The organism is Mesorhizobium sp. LCM 4577, from assembly GCF_001854795.2.
In the GTDB taxonomy this organism is placed as follows: Bacteria; Pseudomonadota; Alphaproteobacteria; order Rhizobiales; family Rhizobiaceae; genus Mesorhizobium; species Mesorhizobium plurifarium.
On record NZ_MDDU01000021.1, the window covers coordinates 14,279 to 30,127 of the forward strand.

The 15,849-nt window shown below is 60.8% G+C and carries 14 protein-coding genes; 4 read left to right on the plus strand and 10 right to left on the minus strand.

Annotation, left to right across the window (positions count from 1 at the left end; all coding sequences use genetic code 11):
• Window positions 1-68: 68 nt before the first annotated feature.
• Complete coding sequence (gene glf / locus LCM4577_RS20790) at window positions 69-1,208, minus strand: UDP-galactopyranose mutase (protein ID WP_071073191.1); 1,140 nt, start codon at window positions 1,206-1,208, stop codon at window positions 69-71.
• A gap of 1 nt (window position 1,209) precedes the next feature.
• Window positions 1,210-2,382, minus strand: coding sequence for a glycosyltransferase (locus LCM4577_RS20795; RefSeq protein ID WP_041008481.1), 1,173 nt, complete (start codon window positions 2,380-2,382; stop codon window positions 1,210-1,212).
• 304 nt (window positions 2,383-2,686) lie between these two features.
• On the opposite strand from LCM4577_RS20795, the gene LCM4577_RS20800 reads away from it, so the two are divergent.
• Together LCM4577_RS20800 and LCM4577_RS20805 are read left to right on the plus strand one after the other, a co-directional pair.
• Window positions 2,687-3,604 carry a hypothetical protein gene (locus LCM4577_RS20800; protein WP_041005796.1) on the plus strand — a complete coding sequence of 306 codons (918 nt, stop codon included), beginning with the start codon at window positions 2,687-2,689 and terminating at the stop codon, window positions 3,602-3,604.
• A 267-nt stretch (window positions 3,605-3,871) separates the two neighbouring features.
• Window positions 3,872-4,078, plus strand: a complete 207-nt coding sequence (locus tag LCM4577_RS20805) for a DUF3606 domain-containing protein (protein WP_157901219.1) — start codon at window positions 3,872-3,874, stop codon at window positions 4,076-4,078.
• 1,044 nt (window positions 4,079-5,122) lie between these two features.
• Here LCM4577_RS20805 and LCM4577_RS20810 read toward each other — a convergent pair.
• Window positions 5,123-5,323 carry a hypothetical protein gene (locus LCM4577_RS20810; RefSeq protein WP_041005792.1) on the minus strand — a complete coding sequence of 67 codons (201 nt, stop codon included), beginning with the start codon at window positions 5,321-5,323 and terminating at the stop codon, window positions 5,123-5,125.
• Window positions 5,324-5,607: 284 nt separating this feature from the next.
• Between LCM4577_RS20810 and LCM4577_RS20815 the strand changes: the two genes are divergently transcribed.
• Together LCM4577_RS20815 and LCM4577_RS20820 are read left to right on the plus strand one after the other, a co-directional pair.
• Window positions 5,608-6,894 carry an SDR family oxidoreductase gene (locus LCM4577_RS20815; protein WP_071073195.1) on the plus strand — a complete coding sequence of 429 codons (1,287 nt, stop codon included), beginning with the start codon at window positions 5,608-5,610 and terminating at the stop codon, window positions 6,892-6,894.
• A complete protein-coding gene (locus LCM4577_RS20820; RefSeq protein ID WP_071073197.1) occupies window positions 6,894-7,388 on the plus strand; it encodes a DUF2269 family protein in 495 nt (164 codons plus the stop codon). The genes LCM4577_RS20815 and LCM4577_RS20820 overlap by 1 nt, the downstream gene beginning before the upstream one ends.
• A gap of 159 nt (window positions 7,389-7,547) precedes the next feature.
• Here the strand turns inward: LCM4577_RS20820 and LCM4577_RS20825 are convergent, their stop codons facing one another.
• The 7 genes from LCM4577_RS20825 to LCM4577_RS20855 form a co-directional block, all read right to left on the minus strand.
• On the minus strand, window positions 7,548-8,510 hold the full coding sequence (locus LCM4577_RS20825; protein ID WP_071073198.1) for a manganese catalase family protein: 963 nt from the start codon (window positions 8,508-8,510) through the stop codon (window positions 7,548-7,550).
• Window positions 8,511-8,706: 196 nt separating this feature from the next.
• Window positions 8,707-9,675: an ABC transporter permease gene (locus tag LCM4577_RS20830; protein ID WP_071073200.1), complete on the minus strand. Its 969-nt coding sequence runs from the start codon at window positions 9,673-9,675 to the stop codon at window positions 8,707-8,709.
• A 4-nt stretch (window positions 9,676-9,679) separates the two neighbouring features.
• Window positions 9,680-10,675: an ABC transporter permease gene (locus LCM4577_RS20835; protein ID WP_071073241.1), complete on the minus strand. Its 996-nt coding sequence runs from the start codon at window positions 10,673-10,675 to the stop codon at window positions 9,680-9,682.
• A gap of 5 nt (window positions 10,676-10,680) precedes the next feature.
• The gene (locus LCM4577_RS20840; RefSeq protein ID WP_071073202.1) at window positions 10,681-12,231 is read right to left on the minus strand and encodes a sugar ABC transporter ATP-binding protein; all 1,551 of its coding nucleotides are present in this window, start codon (window positions 12,229-12,231) and stop codon (window positions 10,681-10,683) included.
• A gap of 59 nt (window positions 12,232-12,290) precedes the next feature.
• Window positions 12,291-13,271: an ABC transporter substrate-binding protein gene (locus LCM4577_RS20845; protein WP_071073204.1), complete on the minus strand. Its 981-nt coding sequence runs from the start codon at window positions 13,269-13,271 to the stop codon at window positions 12,291-12,293.
• A gap of 62 nt (window positions 13,272-13,333) precedes the next feature.
• Window positions 13,334-14,989, minus strand: coding sequence for a GMC family oxidoreductase (locus LCM4577_RS20850; RefSeq protein ID WP_071073206.1), 1,656 nt, complete (start codon window positions 14,987-14,989; stop codon window positions 13,334-13,336).
• Window positions 14,986-15,681, minus strand: coding sequence for an FCD domain-containing protein (locus tag LCM4577_RS20855; protein WP_083354798.1), 696 nt, complete (start codon window positions 15,679-15,681; stop codon window positions 14,986-14,988). The genes LCM4577_RS20850 and LCM4577_RS20855 overlap by 4 nt, the downstream gene beginning before the upstream one ends.
• Window positions 15,682-15,849 lie beyond the last annotated feature (168 nt).

A 15,849-nucleotide genomic window follows, 5' to 3' on the forward strand; every position in this document is an offset into this window, starting at 1 on the left:
AGCTCCGGGTCCGGCATCATGACGGTTCGTTGTGTGCGCAACATTAAGCATCGCTTCGCAGACGGCATCTAGACGGGGATTGCGAGTGCCGGTTGCGGTGCGCGATCTGAGGCTGGGATAGTCTTCTGAATACGGGCAAAAGTGGCCAGGGCCTGCCCCACGACCTGGTCCATGTTGTAGTAGCGATATGTCGCCAAACGGCCAACGAACCACACGCCAGGGCAGTTGGCAGAGAGCGCTTCATATTGTTTGTAGAGCGCCTCGTTTTCCGGACGCGGCACGGGGTAATATGGGTCGCCGATATCTGTCGGGTATTCGTAGGTGAGGCTGGTCCGGACGTTCCTCTGGCCAGTCAAATGCTTGTACTCCGTGATGCGGGTATAGGCTTCCGTCTGCGGGTAGTTCACCACAGCTACCGGCTGAAATTGCTCGCAGTCGAGGGTGACATGCTCGAAGCGCAGTGAGCGGTAGGGCAAGCGGCCCAGCTTCCAGTCAAAGAATTCATCAATCGGCCCGGTGTAGATCAGCCGCCGGAAGGGAATTCGCTCTCGGACCTCGCGATAATCGGTCTGCAGCATGATCTTGACGTTGGGATGGTCCAACATCCGTTCGAACATGCGCGTGTAGCCGCTGGCCGGCATCTGCTGAAAGCTGTCGCCGAAATAGCGATCGTCGCGGTTCGTTCTTGTTGGAACGCGGGCCGTCACGGACTTGCTCAACTGGCTGGGATCGACCCCCCACTGCTTTCTGGTGTAGCCGCGGAAGAATTTCTCATAGAGTTCCCTTCCAACGGTGCTGACGACCACATCTTCGGCAGTGTGGATTTCCTCGACGGTTTCCCGCCGCGACGCGAAGAACTCTTCCAGCTCTGCCGAGCTCAGCTCCAGACCGTAAAGACGGTTGATGGTGTCGAGGTTGATCGGGATCGGCAGAAGCTTGCCGTCCACGAAAGCGAGCACACGGTGCTCGTACGGGTGCCAGGCGGTGAATTGCGAGAGGTAATCGACAATCGACTGGGCGTTCGTGTGGAATATATGCGGTCCATAACGATGGATGAGAATGCCGGCTTCGTTGTAGCAGTCATACGCGTTGCCGCCGATATGGCTCCGACGGTCGATGAGGAGAACGCTTTCGCCCCTTTGCGAGGCGATCCGTTCCGCGAGCACACTGCCGGCGAAGCCGGCTCCGACGATCAGCCAATCGAACATGTCATGCGCTCCTGCGGAAGGGCACGACCTTCTTGCTTGCACCGGCTTTCTTGATGTGGGCGGCCATGGCATCCCACGTCCGCTGCCAGGACATTTTGGCTAGGTAGGCATCGACCGCTGGCAGGTGCATTTCGCGCGGTTGCGCGAGTGCGGAGCGCAGTTTGGCCTCGATGTCCTCGGCGTCCGCGATGTCGACAAGGCCGGCGGCAGCGTAGCTTCGCACCACATCGACAATCGCAGTCGAGACCACGGGCAGGCCGGCGGCAAGGAATTCGGGAGTTTTCGTAGGGCTGATGAAGCGTGTTGCTTCGTTGAGGGCGAACGGCATCCACCCGACATCCCAATGCCGGAGGTAATCGGGCAGATCCTTGTAGGCTTTGCTGCCGAGCCAGTGCAGGTTATTGGCCCTGGGCAAGCTGCCCGGGTCGATCTTGACGACCGGACCAAGCATCACGAAGTGCACGTCAGGCATCCTCTTGGAAGCCTGCGCCACGAGGTCGATATCGAGGCGCTCGTCGATGACTCCAAAGAAGCCAACGCGAGGATGCGGGATGGCGAGCTGATCCGCCGGCTCGTCGCCGGGCGCCCTGGCCTTGTGAAAGTGGTTGACGTCAATGCTGCTGGGGAAAGGATAGATCGCCCGATGTTGGCAACGCTTCGCTTCGAACAGGCTTAAGCCGCCCGTGAAGACCACATCGGCGCGTTCGAAGAGCGCCCGTTCCAGGAGCGCAAGCTGGGCCGGCGCATTCTTGAACGCTGAAAGCTCGTCCATGCAGTCATAGACGCATACGTCGACGTTGAGATGCGCGCTGAAGCGCAGCGCCATCGGGGTATAATACCAGGCAGTCAGCTGAGCGTGCGGGGTCGACGCGACGATCCGGTCAAGATATCTGCGCTGGATAGCGTCGGCCCTGGCGGGGCTGGTTCCGGTTGGCAGCACAGGGGTCGCGACGCGAATGCCCGGGGCAGCGTCGCAAAACCGAATGGACGAGTGGGAGCATTCTTCGAAGACGGGTTCCTCGAAGTAGACGATCTGATGCTCTCTCGAAGCATGCGTGAGAAGGTGCTGGGGGCGTTGATAGACAAAATTCCATCGCAAATGTGAGAAGCATATCAATAAATCTTGTTCTTTTCTGGTTTTGATGGTGGCAGGTATTCTTATTGCCGCATCCATATAAGTTTTTCCTTGGTGACATGACCGTTTAGACTGCGAATAACATTTGTTAATCGCGAGATGCAGGAAGCTATTCCTGTCGCATGTCTAACTGTCCGCTGAGTAACTTGTTCCAGCCCTTGAGCGATATGCAGGCGGAGCGCCGGCCAGAGCGTCCGGCATCTCTGGCTGCAGCTTTCTGGGGACGGCCGCTCGGGTGCCGCATTTTTGTTGGATCAGCAGCTAAAATATCCGATGGCTTGAATTGATTCGCCGGGCCGAACCGCAGGGCCGCTTAACGACCGGCAATCGCTGGGGCAGAAAAATGAAGATCGACTTTGAGACGAATATGTTTCCGTTGTTTCACCCACAAGCGGTGGACGATCTCAAGGATCCATGCCCGGTCTATGACGGCCGGCAATGGCATGTATTCGGGTCGAGCGGCACGGTAACCAGCGAGACCTGGAAGATCCTTCACGCGACCGCGCCTGAATTGCATGGACCGTGGACGGAGCACGAGCCGATCGAGCTTCCGGTCACGGGCTCGGGCGTCGCGGCGCCGGGTGTCGTGCACGAAGACGGCGTCTTCCATATGTTCATCCAAACCGAGTTCATGAAATCCGGCGGTCGCTGTGAACACGCGGTGTCAAATGACGGGTTCAACTGGGTTGTGCTCAATCCGGCAATTCTGTCCGTGCCGGACACGGATGAAGACGGCATCTACGACCCGCACCCCGCTCTCATCGGCGGAAAGCGTTACCTCGTTTATTCCGGCATGCCGAAATTCACCCGCGTACCGCAGCCGGACATCTATCTGTCCCGGAGCCAGTCCGATTCATGGTTCGGGCCTTGGAAGCGCTTGGGCAAAATCCTCGACCACAATGACATTCCCCACCACAACACGCGGGACGATCCCGACTACGAATGGGGGATTGAAGGTGCCCAGTTGGTGGAACTTCCAGACGGCCGCGTGCTCCTCAACGCCACCTGCTTCCTTCCGCATGGACCGCGAGGCAGTCGGCAGCGGGTGTTTTTCGCCGTCGCTGACACCATTGCCGGACCTTACTCCTCGATCGGGCCGGTGCTCGATCCGGGCGGGCCTGGAGAAAACGGCCATTCGACCGTGATGATCGATGGCGACAGGCTCACCCTTTTTTACCAGAGTCGCGTTGCGGCGACGAACCATCGCTGGCGCTACGGGTTGGCGAGTTTCGACGTGTCCCTGCTTTCGAAAGCGGCTTGACCCGCTCGCCGCCAGATCGCGGGGCATCCCTGCAAGTTTAGTGCCGCGTAGAGTTGCGACCGGTCCGACGAATGAGATCGCCGTCGGGAACAATGTCTCTCGGACATGGTTCGGTCGCGTCCAGCAGGGAGCGGCCAGCTATGTACTTGCTGCGAAGAACCAAGAGACTCCAGTGGGCGAGCCGGCTCATTTTCGGTTATTCTGTGCAGCCGTATCGTCCGGCAGGCCCGACCCACAAGCTGATGCGAGGATGTCGTGCGCGCTCATGTGAACGTTCTGAATTTCGGGAGTGAAAGCGCTGATAGCGACGTCCGCGATCCAAATCGCATTTCGACGAGTGATCCAGAGCAGCTCGCCTATTTCTCCGCGGTGAACGGGATCACAGAGCGACAGGCCCGGGAATTGATCCGAAAACATGGAGACAATCTCGCCGTGCTCGTCAAGGAAGCTCGAAGGCTGCGCGAGCTCGAGTGACTTCAGCTAGGTCAAGCAAGGACAATCGAGAGCGGACCTAGGAACTTTTTTAGCGAATACTGGTTCGATATCATGGCACCCCGCTCCTAGCTATCCCGGTGCCGAGTCGGAGCTCATCCCCCATTCTCCGGCACAGGCCCGCCCGACGCCCAAAGGGCGGGCCTGCTTGGACCAGAGACTCACGGCCGCACGTCAGTGCCGTTCGTCAAGCGCCATCGACGGAAGACCTTGCTAGGTGCGTTCAGTGAAGAGACGGTGCCAGCTACGAAAGATATGATGGGCGCGGTCATGCGCCAGAGCGAGGACCGCGCTTCGCGACAGGTCGCATTACACGGCTGGTACGCGGGCGTTGGGAATTGTTCAGCACAGAAGAGCCCCAGGCAAAGGCGGTCAAAAAGGGCGCAGACTGACGGTAGGCGCCTCCTTTGGCTAGGTCTGCCCTGAATAACAGATGCTAGCGCGTTCTCTTGCTCTGCCTGCGCGATAGCGGTTGCAGCCCATGGCGGGCCGCCGGTCGCCGCGTTTTTCTGTGACGATCGGAATCAGAGCGTCCGGGCGCAGTTTGAGCATGTCTGCGATGAGTTCCCCTCAAGCCTCGCAGATCGGTGTGCGACACCGGCCCCGCGCCCTTGCCGGGGCGTGGGTTCCTCCGTTGGGTAGCGGAGGCCGGGGCCATGGAATTCCGGCCCATCTCGTTCACTGAAAGGCGTATTTGTAGACGATCCGACTCTGCTCGTCCGTCACTCTGACCCAAAGTTCTTCATTTGCTCGGATTCGCACTGCCCGCCCGGTTGCACGAGATGCCGCCGCAGCGGCGCTGTGCGCGTGGACCGACTGCCTGGATGTGACCGCTTCCCCAGCCACCACTTCAACCACGTATTTCTTCATCAAACATGGTTACGCCCACGACCGCCAATGGCGGAATAAGATTTGACGCAATTGCGAGAAAAACCCCTTTATCTCGCCCCGTTGAGCATCAGTTTTGCACTTGGCGCTAGAGTGCCTTAGCCGGACGAGGCACCGACGTCCGTGGGAGGACCGCTCTCAGTTATAAGCGTACTTGAACGTCGTAAGTGTCGCCTGATCCGTGACCCGTACCCAGAAACGCTCATCACGCCGGCCACGTACAACCTTGCCCGTGATTTTCGTCGCCGCCTCCCAGGGCGTCTCCGCCTCAGCGACTTGGCGCGCCACAACCACCTGGCCGGCTATTTGTTCAACCCTGTAGATCTTCACTGTCTGCATCGCTCCGGGACCATGATCCTAACTTGGCCGGGACGGCTTGTTCCGGCGGGTTCCTCGCGACCAGCGACTGCCACGTCGGGCCGGATCGACCTCATCGGCGTTGCGTCCTGCGGCACCAGGGTTGAAGAGAACCGTGCTGTCGGCGCCATCCCCATTCCGGAGCTTGGAACACTCGCACGGGCGGTAGGTTCGATAGACAAATTGAAGGTTGAGAAGCATCAGTTTAGTCCGGGAGAACGCGACGTGACCGAGACGGGAGAGAACGCGATGGATCAATCAAAGACATGATCGTTCTGGTCACTGGCGCTTCAGGTCTGATCGGCGCGACATTGTGCGCGCGCCTTGGGGCGGAGGGGCACGAGGTAGTCCGGGTTGTCCGTCGCCCCGCAGTGCATGGCCTTCTTCAGGGGCGAACCATCGTCGTCGATATGGCGAAGGCCTTGGAGGCGGAAGACTGGCTCACACACCTTGTCGGGGTCGACGCCGTCGTGAACTGCGCGGGCGTGCTGCAGGACAGCCCTCGGGAGAATACCGGCAACGTCCATGCCATCGGCGCCTCAGCCCTCTTTGTTGCCTGCGAACGCGCCGGCGTTCGAAGGGTTCTCCATTTCTCCGCGATCGGTGTCGACCGGGAACAGCCTTCAGCTTTCTCGACCAGCAAGCTGGCTGGAGATCATGCTTTGATGGAGCGTGATCTCGATTGGGTAATTCTGCGGCCTTCGGTGGTGCTCGGCCGGCCAGCCTTCGGCGCAAGTGCTCTTTTTCGCGGGCTCGCTGCCCTGCCACTGCTGCCGACAATGCCCGGCACCGGCCTTCTTCAGGTCGTGCAACTCGACGACGTCGTCTCCACTGTTTTGACCCTGCTGGGCAGGGGTAGCCCGTCGCGCCTGACGCTTGAACTCGCAGGGCCGGAAGCATTGACCATGAGCGAAATTGTCGCCCGCTACCGCGAGTGGCTAGGGTGGGGGAGGGCGACGGAGTTTGTACTGCCCGGTTGGGTCGCTGCGATGCTTTATCGGTCCGGTGACCTGGCGGGCCTCCTCGGCTGGCGGCCTCCAATGCGGACCAACTCCGCCAGGGAAATCGCGCGCGGCGCTACCGGCGCCTTGGGACCGTGGCAGCTTGCAACGGGAATTCAGCCGTCCACTGTCGCGTCCGCCCTGGCCGCCAGCCCTCCCACCGTGCAAGAACGCTGGTTCGCCGCGCTCTACTTGGTGAAGCCGGCGGCCTTCGTGGTTTTGCCGTTCTTCTGGATCGCGACCGGCATCATTTCGCTCACCACGGGTTGGGGCAGCGGGGTCGAGCTTCTCCTCGGCACCGCCTTCGAGGCGTTGGCCGGTCCTGTTGTTGTCGCAGGGGCGTTGGCCGATATGGTTGTCGGCGCCATGATCGCATGGCGCGCGACAAGCCGGGCAGGGTTGTGGGGGGCCATCGCAGTCTCGTGCTTCTATGCAATTGCGGGAAGTATTCTGCGCCCGGACCTGTGGAACGCGCCCCTTGGCCCATTGATGAAAATCCTGCCCATACTCGTCTTGCACTTCTGCGCGCTGGCGATCCTGGAGGAACGCTGATGCTCTACTTTGTGCTGAAATACTTGCACGTCATCGGCGCTGCCGTGCTGCTCGGCACGGGCGCCGGCATTGCATTCTTCATGCTCCTTGCCCACCGGACTGGCAGCGCCGCCACGATTGCCGCCGTGGCCCGCATCGTCGTCGTTGCCGATTTCCTGTTCACCGCCACCGCGGTCATCGCCCAACCGATAACCGGGGCCGCACTGGCCTGGCAATCAGGCTATTCGCTCGGGGAGGGCTGGATCGTGCTGTCGATCCTGCTCTACGTCGTCACCGGGCTATTCTGGTTGCCTGTGGTGTGGATGCAGATGCGCATGCGGGATCTCGCGGCGGAGGCCGCCACCGCGGGCATTCCGCCGCCCAAGCGATACAATCAGCTCTTTCGGCTTTGGTTCGCTTTCGGGTTTCCGGCATTTGCGTGCGTAGCCGCGATCTATTGGCTGATGATCACACGGCCCGCAATCGAGTTGTTCCGAGTTTACTGCGCGCGGTAGACAGGCAACTGCCCCGTCCAGCGCCCAACGCTGACCAACATCCAGCGCCGCGGACGCCAGCTACTCGAAACTTCGGCGAAGGTGGCAAAGAAGGCGGTTCCGCCGTCAGACGCTGACGGGTAGCCGAAACAGGTCGGCAGAGGCCAATCGGCCCTAACCCTATTTTTTCTTGCGCGCGGCCGCCTCGGCTTGCGCAGGCGCCTCCTTGATACTCGCTGCGCCGCCCATGTCGCCATTCTTGGTCCGTCCTGCTCCCGGCCCGGCACCTAGATCCGCGCCTGTGGTCGGGTCGGAGGAGGGGTCTGAGAGCGTCCGCTCGCCCATTTTGGTTACGACCTTCATGTCCTTGGCCGCCAGCTTGACAGTTGCTGTCCCATCGCCGTCGTCCGCCGGCATGACTTCTTCAAGATCGTCCACGCGGTCCCATTCGTCTCCCGAATTCCAAGGCCCATTCGTGTCCCCTTCACCTTGGGACGTGTTGACGTACATGCTTGCAAATTTCGCAATGCCGGGGAGCTTGCCGGTGGGGAAGTTGTTCTCGATCGCGTAGAGCGCTTTCTCAAACGGTTTTTGGTGCGCGATCTCGCGCGTCATGAGGAAGCCCAGCGCGTCCTTGACGCCGGGATCATCGGTGATGTTGATCAGTCGCTCATAGACGATCTTGGCGCGTGCCTCCGCAGCAATGTTGGACCGCAGGTCGACTGTAGGTTCACCGCGGGAATCAATGTAGGCCGCAGTCCACGGCACCCCGGCCGAGTCACACAACGCAGGTGCGCCGCCGAACAGGATGGACTCTTTGGCCGTCGTGCCGCTGGCGCCGACCATCAAGTAGAGCTCGGCTTCTTTCATCTGTCCCTCGGCCAGCTGCGCCTTCAGGCCTTTGTTGAGCATGGTGACAATTGAGCCGACGACTTCGAGATGGCTGAGTTCTTCGGTCGCTATGTCGAGCAACATGTCCTTGCGGCCGACATCGTCCTCACCCAGCCCTTGGGTGAAATAGCGCATCGCGGCGGCAAGCTCGCCATCGGCGCCGCCGAACTGCTCCATGATCATGCACGCCAGCCGCGGATTGGGCTCCGAAACACGGACGGTGTATTGCAGGCGCTTGTTGTGCATGAACATGAGGCTTCCTCCAAGGGTTGACCTTCTCTAACCGGCCGCCTCCTGGAATGTTCCTCCGGAAAAATAGAATTGCTTAAATGGGCCGTTTTTTATCCGCCGCGCCACGTGGGCGTCGCGTGCTCATTCTGATCAGTCTTGCACGCCAATTGCTGCAAGATGATCTTATGTAATACTTGAGTGCGGTGGGCCGGGACGGTCAGAGCGCGCCGAGGCGTCGTCGCGTCAGTCGGGCCTGAAGCAAGACAACGACCAGGAGGAACAGCCCTCGGATCACTGATTGCCAGTAGGCTGAAAGCGAAATCCATCCCATTCCGTTCTCAAAGTTCAGAACATTGAAAAGGATGCCGAGCAGGAGCACGCCGGCTAGCGTGGTAACAACCGAGCCCGAGCCACCGGTGAGCAACGTCCCGCCGACCACGACGGCTGCGATAGCGAACAATTCCCAGCCGACTCCTTCAATGGGCTGTCCGGCCCCGAACTGCGAGGCAAGGATGACGCCGGCGAGCCCCGCCAGTCCTCCGCTCGCGACATACACCAAAAACTTCACACGATCGGTACGCAGTCCCATGAGGCGCGAAGCATCCTCGCCGCCGCCGACTGCCAACACTGCGCGTCCGGTGCCGGTGTAGTTCAAGACCAGGGAACCGAGGAGATATGCCACGACCGCGATGGCCGCAGGGATCGGAAACGTCCACAAGTTACCCTGGCCGATGGCGGTGAAGCCCGATTCGTAGGAGACCGATACGGTCTGGTTGCCCGCAAGCAGAAGGGCCGAGCCACTGGCGGCCTGCATCGTGGCGAGGGTGGCTATGAACGGCATCAGATTGGCGCGTGTGACAAGGATCGCATTGATGAGCCCGGCGACCAGCCCTGCGCCTATTCCGGTGGCGAGACCCGGCACGATGCCATAAGGGCTGGCCAATGCCGAGGCTACGCTGCCCAAGGCGGCAACGGAGCCGACGGACAGATCGATCCCCCCTGTCATGATGACGAAGCACATGCCAAGTGCCACCAGCGCGAACATGGAATTGTAGCGCAGGAGAGTCATCACATTGTAGAAGCTGAGAAACCGATCATAACGCAGGAACCCGAACAGAACGAGCGCAGCCAGGGCGATCAATACGCCGTAGGTGCCAATGATGCGGACCAGGCGGACGCGATTCATGAGGCTACCCGCGATGCTGCTGCTGCAGCCACACGGCGAGCGCGATGATCCCCGCCTTGACGACCAGGGCAGCGGCGTCGGGCACCCCGTTTGCGAGAAGTGTGTAGCGCACCAGTTGAATGGTAAGCGCCCCTAGCAGGCTACCGATGATGGTGGCCTTGCCGCCACTGAGCAGGGTCCCGCCCACGGCAACCGCCGCGATGGCGTCGAGCTCCATGCCAAGCCCGACCAGATTGGCGTCGCTGGAGGAGTTGATGGCAATCACGATAAGCCCGGCCAGCCCGGCGCAAAGGCCGCTAATGCCATAGACCGCAATCTTTATCTTGGAGACTGCTATACCTGCGAGTTCAGAGGCCTTTTCATTACCGCCGACCGCCAATATGCATCGCCCGAACAGCGTTTTTTTCAACGCCCATGCAGCCGCCGCGACAATGACAGCCATGATGATGACTTGCGCCGGGATGTCCAAGGGGCGAGCAAGGCCGATCCATTGAAATTCCGGTACGCGGAAGGTCTGCAGGTTCCCGTTGGTCATCACCTGAGCGATGCCGCGGCCCGCGATGAACAGAACCAGTGTCGCGACAATGGGCTGGATGCGGAAGCGGGCGACCAACCAGCCATTGAACAGTCCAAGCAGCCCGGCCACCAGTACCGAGACGAGCATCGCGGCAGCCACGCCCAGGTAGATGTTCCCGATCGGTAGGATCTTGCCCATGAAGATCATCGGTGCCAGCGCACCCGAAATAGCCATCAGAGAACCGACGGAGAGATCGATGCCGCCGGTGGCTATCACGAGTGTCATTCCGACGGCTATGATGACGATCGTGCAAACCTGAGTGAGGTTGACGTTCAGCGTCTGCATTGTCGCGAAATTACGCGTGAAGGCGAGGTTGAACGCAACCAGCAGAACCAGCGCGATCACGGTCCCGTAGCGCGACAAAAAACCCAAGAGATCGAAGCTGCGCGCGACGGCATCCCGATCCGCGTATGACCTCGGCAGCTCGGTCACGTCGCGGCCTCCGACGAAGCGCTCGTCCCATGCGCCATTGCGGTCAACACTTTTTCTTCGTTGGCGGCTTCAGCTTCCAACTCGGTCACGCTGATCCCATCGCGCAGAACGAATATCCGATCCGCACCTTCGATGATTTCCTCCAGTTCCGACGAAATCATGAGCACGCCGAGGCCCTGGTCTGCAAGTCCACGGATCAGACGCTGGATCTCGCCCTTGGCACCCACATCGATTCCCCTTGTCGGCTCGTCGAGTATGAGCAGCTTCGGGTTCATCGCCAGCCAACGGGCAAGCAGCACTTTCTGCTGGTTCCCACCCGAAAGCTCTCGCACCTTCTGATTGGGGCCGGAACATTTTATGCCGAGCTCGCGGATGAACCGCTCGACGATTTCGCGCTGTCGCTGCTCGTCCAGTACGCCGTTGCGACTGATTTTCGGAAGCAACGCAAGGGTGAGATTTTCTGCCACCGTCATCTCCGGCACGATGCCTTCGCTCTTCCGGTCCTCAGTGCAAAAGCCCATGCCGGCGACGATCGCGTCGGCGGGACGCTCAGGATTGTAGGCAGCGCCTTCCATCGTCATCTCGCCGGCGTTCGCGCGATCGGCTCCGAACACGAGCCTTGCGGTTTCTGTGCGACCTGCGCCCAGTAGGCCTGCAAAGCCCGCGATCTCGCCGCGCCGGAGATCGAAGCTTACATCGCGGACCGCCTGCCCGGCCCTGAGCCCGCGGGCCGAAAACATCATATCCCCGATCCTAGAGCGGTCGCGCTCGCCGAAGGCTGTGGCGTGCCCCTCGACAGCCGCGACATCGCGGCCAAGCATAGCTGCGACAAGTTCCAGCTTGCCGATCTCTTCCATCGCGGCGCTGCGCACAGTGCGGCCGTCGCGCATGATCGTGACCTGGTCGCAGACCTCATACAGCTCATCGAGCTTATGGCTTACAAAAATGACGGAGATCCCTTCGGCCTTCAACTGACGAATGACGCTGAACAGCACTCCCACTTCTCGTTCGTCGAGGGACGAGGTCGGCTCGTCCATAACGACAAGGCGAGCGGAGAACCCTATGGCCCGGGCGATTGCCACCATCTGCTGTGTTGCGGTGTTGAGTTCACCCAGCGGCCGGCGAACATCGATGCCAATGGAGAAGCGGCTCAGCAGGCCCTCGGCTTCCGCGTGCATGGCATTCCAGTCGAGCAGGCCGTAGTGGCGCTTTTCCCGGCCCAGGCAAATGTTCTCCGTCACCGACCGCAGCGGGACCAGGTTGATCTCCTGATAGATCGTGCTGATGCCGTTGACTTGTGCATGGTGGGGCGAGTGGACCTCAAAAGGCTTGCCTTCGAACAGCACTTGCCCGGCATCCTTGCGGTGGTACCCGGTCAAGACCTTGATCAGCGTCGATTTGCCCGCGCCGTTCTGGCCGATCAGGGCATGGACCTCGCCTGAGCGCACGCAAAGCGACGCGTCCACCAGCGCGGGTATGCCGGCGAAGCGCTTTTGGATGTCGCGCATGTCGAGAAGCGGGGAGGGCCCGTCCGGCGGCCGCGTCATTGGCAAAGCTCCGAAAAGCCTCCCCGCCGAGGCGGGGAGGCAGTTTTAACCAGAAGACTTCAGAACGCGGTACCAATCTTATCCTTTGCGTTCGTGCCGTCGTAGAAGTCGTCGTCGTTCTTGATGAAAGGCGGGATTTGCTTCCCGGCGGCATAGTCGGCCATCGTGGCGAAAGCCTTGGGCCCGAAAAGCGGGCTGCAGCCGCAGATGGCGCCGATCTTGCCGTCGACGATTGCTTGCACACCGTCCTTTTCGCCATCGATCGAGACAATCAGCACGTCTTTTCCCGGCGTCTTGCCGGCCGCCTCGAGGGCCGCGATCGCGCCGAGTGCCATCTCATCATTATGGGCATAGATGATATCGGCTTCGGGATGCGCCTGCAGCAATGTCTCGGCCACCTGGCGGCCCTTGTCGCGGGCGAAGTCGCCCGACTGTGAGGCGACAATCTTGAACTCCGAGTGCTTGGCGATGATGTCGTCAAAACCCTTCTTGCGATCGTTGGCTGGCGAGGAACCGGTGGTGCCTTCCAGCTCGATGATCTTCGATTTTCCATTGGCATTCTTCACCACCCATTCGGCAATGCGGTTGCCTTCATTGATGAAGTCGGAACCGATGAAGGTGACGTAATCCTGTCCAGGCTTGGCCATGGTGTGGTCGACATCGCGGTCGATGAGGAAGACCGGGATGCCGGCATCACGCGCGGCCAGGATGACTGGCACCAGCGGCTTGTCCTCGCGCGGAGGCAGGAAAATCGCATCGACCCCCTGAGCGATCATGGAGTTTACGTCGGAAGCCTGCTTGGCCGAGGATCCGGCGGCATCAGTATAGACGAGCTGATGGCCGAGCTTTGCCGCCTCGTCCTGCATGCTTTTGGTTTCAGCCAACCGCCATGGATTGTTGCTCTCGGTCTGGGCGAAGCCAACCTTGTATTTGTCTTTCTTGGCGAGCGGCGGCAGCGCGGCGAAGGCGCGTGATGCGAGGGTAAGAGCGGCCACGCCGACGGCGGAGCCTACCAATAATGTCCGACGGGTAATGATCATGCTTTCCTCCTTGGTTGTCGCGTTTTGACGACGTTGAATATTCCTCGCCTATGCGGGCCAGGTCAGCTCGCTTGCAGGCGCCCCCTCGATTGGGTCACTGCGCCCGCTTCCAAAATGAAGTCGGCGCAGCGATCGCCCAGCATCATGGCGGGTGCAGCGGTGTTGCCGGCATTGATGTTAGGACAGACTGACATGTCGGCAACGCGCAGGTTCTCTATCCCGCGCACCCGCATGGCCGCGTCCAGGACGGCCATGCGATCGGCGTCGGAACCCATGCGGCACGTGCCGGCCGGATGGTAATTCGTTTTGACAAAACGCTTGCAGTGCTTTTCCAGCGCCTCGTCACTGAGGTCGTCTTCGCTGGGAACGGCTACAGCCTTGATGCGGTCCGCCAGAGGCTTCGCGTGGAATGCCTTCAGGAAATAGCGCTGGCCGGCAATCATCTCCTTCATGTCGTCTTGGTGTTTGAGCAGGTGAGGGGAGACGACCGGCAGGTCATCTGGATCTGCCGAACGCAGCTTCACAAAGCCACGGGACTTCGGCTTGACGACCACGGTTGTCACCGTGAGGCCGTAGGTATTCTCCACCAGGGTGAGGATATCGCGGTCCAGGTAAACATGTGGCACGCAAAATGCCTGGATCGTCGGTTCGCCGTCCGGATCGGCCGGATTGACAAAAGCTCCAGCCTCGACCCCCGCGGACAGGATCGTGCCGGCGCCGAACAGCTTGAAATGCAAGCCGTTCTTGATCATCCGCCAACCCTGGCCCTGCTTAAAGTAGCCATAGGGCCCGTTCATCGTGGCGATGATGGGCACTTCTGGATGGTCGATCAGATTCTGGCCTACGCCCGCAAGGTCGGCCACGCAGGCGATGTCGTGTCTGGCAAGGTCATCGGCCGGGCCAATACCTGACAGCATCAGGAGTTTCGGGGTGATAAGTGCGCCGGACGAGACGATCACATCGGCGTCGGCATAGGCCTGGTGTTCTGTTCCGGATTGGTCAGTGTAGATCACACCCTTTGCGCGCTCGTTCTGGACCAGCAGGCGCCTCGCGGCGGAATTCAGCCTAAGCGTCAGCCTGGGATCATTCGCCAATGGCTCGATGAAGGCATAAGCCGCGCTGCTGCGCTTCCCGCGCCGGTTCATGAACTGATAGAAGCCCACTCCGCGTTGCGACGGTCCGTTGAAGTCATGATTGTAAGGTAGTCCGACGCGCTGCACCCCCTGCACGAACCAACGCGAAACGTCATCGATGTGACCGGGGTCGGAGACGAGCAGCGGTCCCTCGCTGCCATGCAAGTCGCCGTTTAGGCGATTGTTGCCCTCCATGCCCGTGAAGTGGGGCAGCACAGCCTGCCAATTCCAGCGGACGCCGGCATTGTTGCCGCGCAGCAACTCATCCCATTCGTCACAGTCCGAAGCGCGGCCGCGCATATAGACCTGGGCGTTGACCGAGGTGCCGCCGCCCAAGACGTTGCCCTGCGAGATCTCGTGTTGACGGCCATCCAGATGCTGTTGCGGTTCAGTGCGGTAATAGCGCATGAACTTCGAGCCGTTGATCATCTTGAAGATCCCCGGCGGCATATCGAGCAGCGGGTGGTGATGCGAATGTCCAGCTTCGAGAAGCAGGACCCGCCGTCCTGCTTTCACCAGCCTCGCCGCGACCACGCAACCCGCTGCTCCACCCCCCACCACGATATGATCGTACGTCTGCGTCATTCCCGTCGGTCCTCCCGCGGACCCTCACTGCTTTCAAATGTGCCACGGACATACTCCCAAGCCGCGGAAAGATGATTGAGCAGCGCCCGCTCGGCGCCATCTGGATCTCGCTCGATGATCGCCATGCAGATCTCGCGGTGGCTCAGGAAATTGATCCGGTTGCGCTCTGGTGATCGGGGCATGCTCATCCAATGCGGCGACAGCCATGCGGTGAAGGCCTTGTGCACCGCGGGCATCACCGGGTTGCGCGTGATCTGGTAGAGCACGGCGTGGAAGGCTACGTCGGTGGCATAGAATTCTTGCGAATCCGGTATCGCCGCCTCGTTCATCTCGAGCGCCGATCTGAGAGTGGTCACGTCATCCTTGCGCGCATGGATGGCGGCGTTGCGCGCAAGTGCGGCCTCAAGAAAGACCCGGGTATCGTAGAGGCTCTTCACTCCCGCCTGAGCGCTTAGCAGGTGGCCGACAACACCTTCCAAAGCGCCGAGCGCCGCGTCCAGTCCCGGCCGGCGCACCACCGGGCGAAAGCGGGGACGCGCTTCGACAAGGCCGCGGCTCGCCAGGCGAGCGACCGCTTCACGCACGACACCGCGGCCGACGCCGTACTCGGCCATCAATTCGCGTTCGGCCGGCAGGAAGCTGCCGTCACCGAGCTTGCCGGAGGCTATGTCCGCTTCGATTCCGGCCACCATGGCGTCCGCGGCGCGCGCAGCGCCGCTCGTGGCCCGCGTTCCAAGATGCTGTGATGTACTTAACAAGCCGTCCTCCACGTCACGGATTCATTAATGCGCAGATCGGACCAAAGCACAAGGTCCGACGAATTATCATCGGACCAAATGCATCAAAAATGCCAAGCCGGT

Bases quoted from the DNA above. Each gene is read 5' to 3' on its own strand.
- LCM4577_RS20815 (WP_071073195.1), top strand. From the start codon at position 5,608: ATGATCGTTCTGGTCACTGGCGCTTCAGGTCTGATCGGCGCGACATTG.
- LCM4577_RS20855 (WP_083354798.1), bottom strand. From the start codon at position 15,681: ATGGTGGCCGGAATCGAAGCGGACATAGCCTCCGGCAAGCTCGGTGAC.
- LCM4577_RS20800 (WP_041005796.1), top strand. From the start codon at position 2,687: ATGAAGATCGACTTTGAGACGAATATGTTTCCGTTGTTTCACCCACAA.
- glf (WP_071073191.1), bottom strand. From the start codon at position 1,208: ATGTTCGATTGGCTGATCGTCGGAGCCGGCTTCGCCGGCAGTGTGCTC.
- LCM4577_RS20810 (WP_041005792.1), bottom strand. From the start codon at position 5,323: ATGCAGACAGTGAAGATCTACAGGGTTGAACAAATAGCCGGCCAGGTG.
- LCM4577_RS20850 (WP_071073206.1), bottom strand. From the start codon at position 14,989: ATGACGCAGACGTACGATCATATCGTGGTGGGGGGTGGAGCAGCGGGT.
- LCM4577_RS20845 (WP_071073204.1), bottom strand. From the start codon at position 13,271: ATGATCATTACCCGTCGGACATTATTGGTAGGCTCCGCCGTCGGCGTG.
- LCM4577_RS20840 (WP_071073202.1), bottom strand. From the start codon at position 12,231: ATGACGCGGCCGCCGGACGGGCCCTCCCCGCTTCTCGACATGCGCGAC.
- LCM4577_RS20820 (WP_071073197.1), top strand. From the start codon at position 6,894: ATGCTCTACTTTGTGCTGAAATACTTGCACGTCATCGGCGCTGCCGTG.
- LCM4577_RS20795 (WP_041008481.1), bottom strand. From the start codon at position 2,382: ATGGATGCGGCAATAAGAATACCTGCCACCATCAAAACCAGAAAAGAA.
- LCM4577_RS20830 (WP_071073200.1), bottom strand. From the start codon at position 9,675: ATGAATCGCGTCCGCCTGGTCCGCATCATTGGCACCTACGGCGTATTG.
- LCM4577_RS20825 (WP_071073198.1), bottom strand. From the start codon at position 8,510: ATGTTCATGCACAACAAGCGCCTGCAATACACCGTCCGTGTTTCGGAG.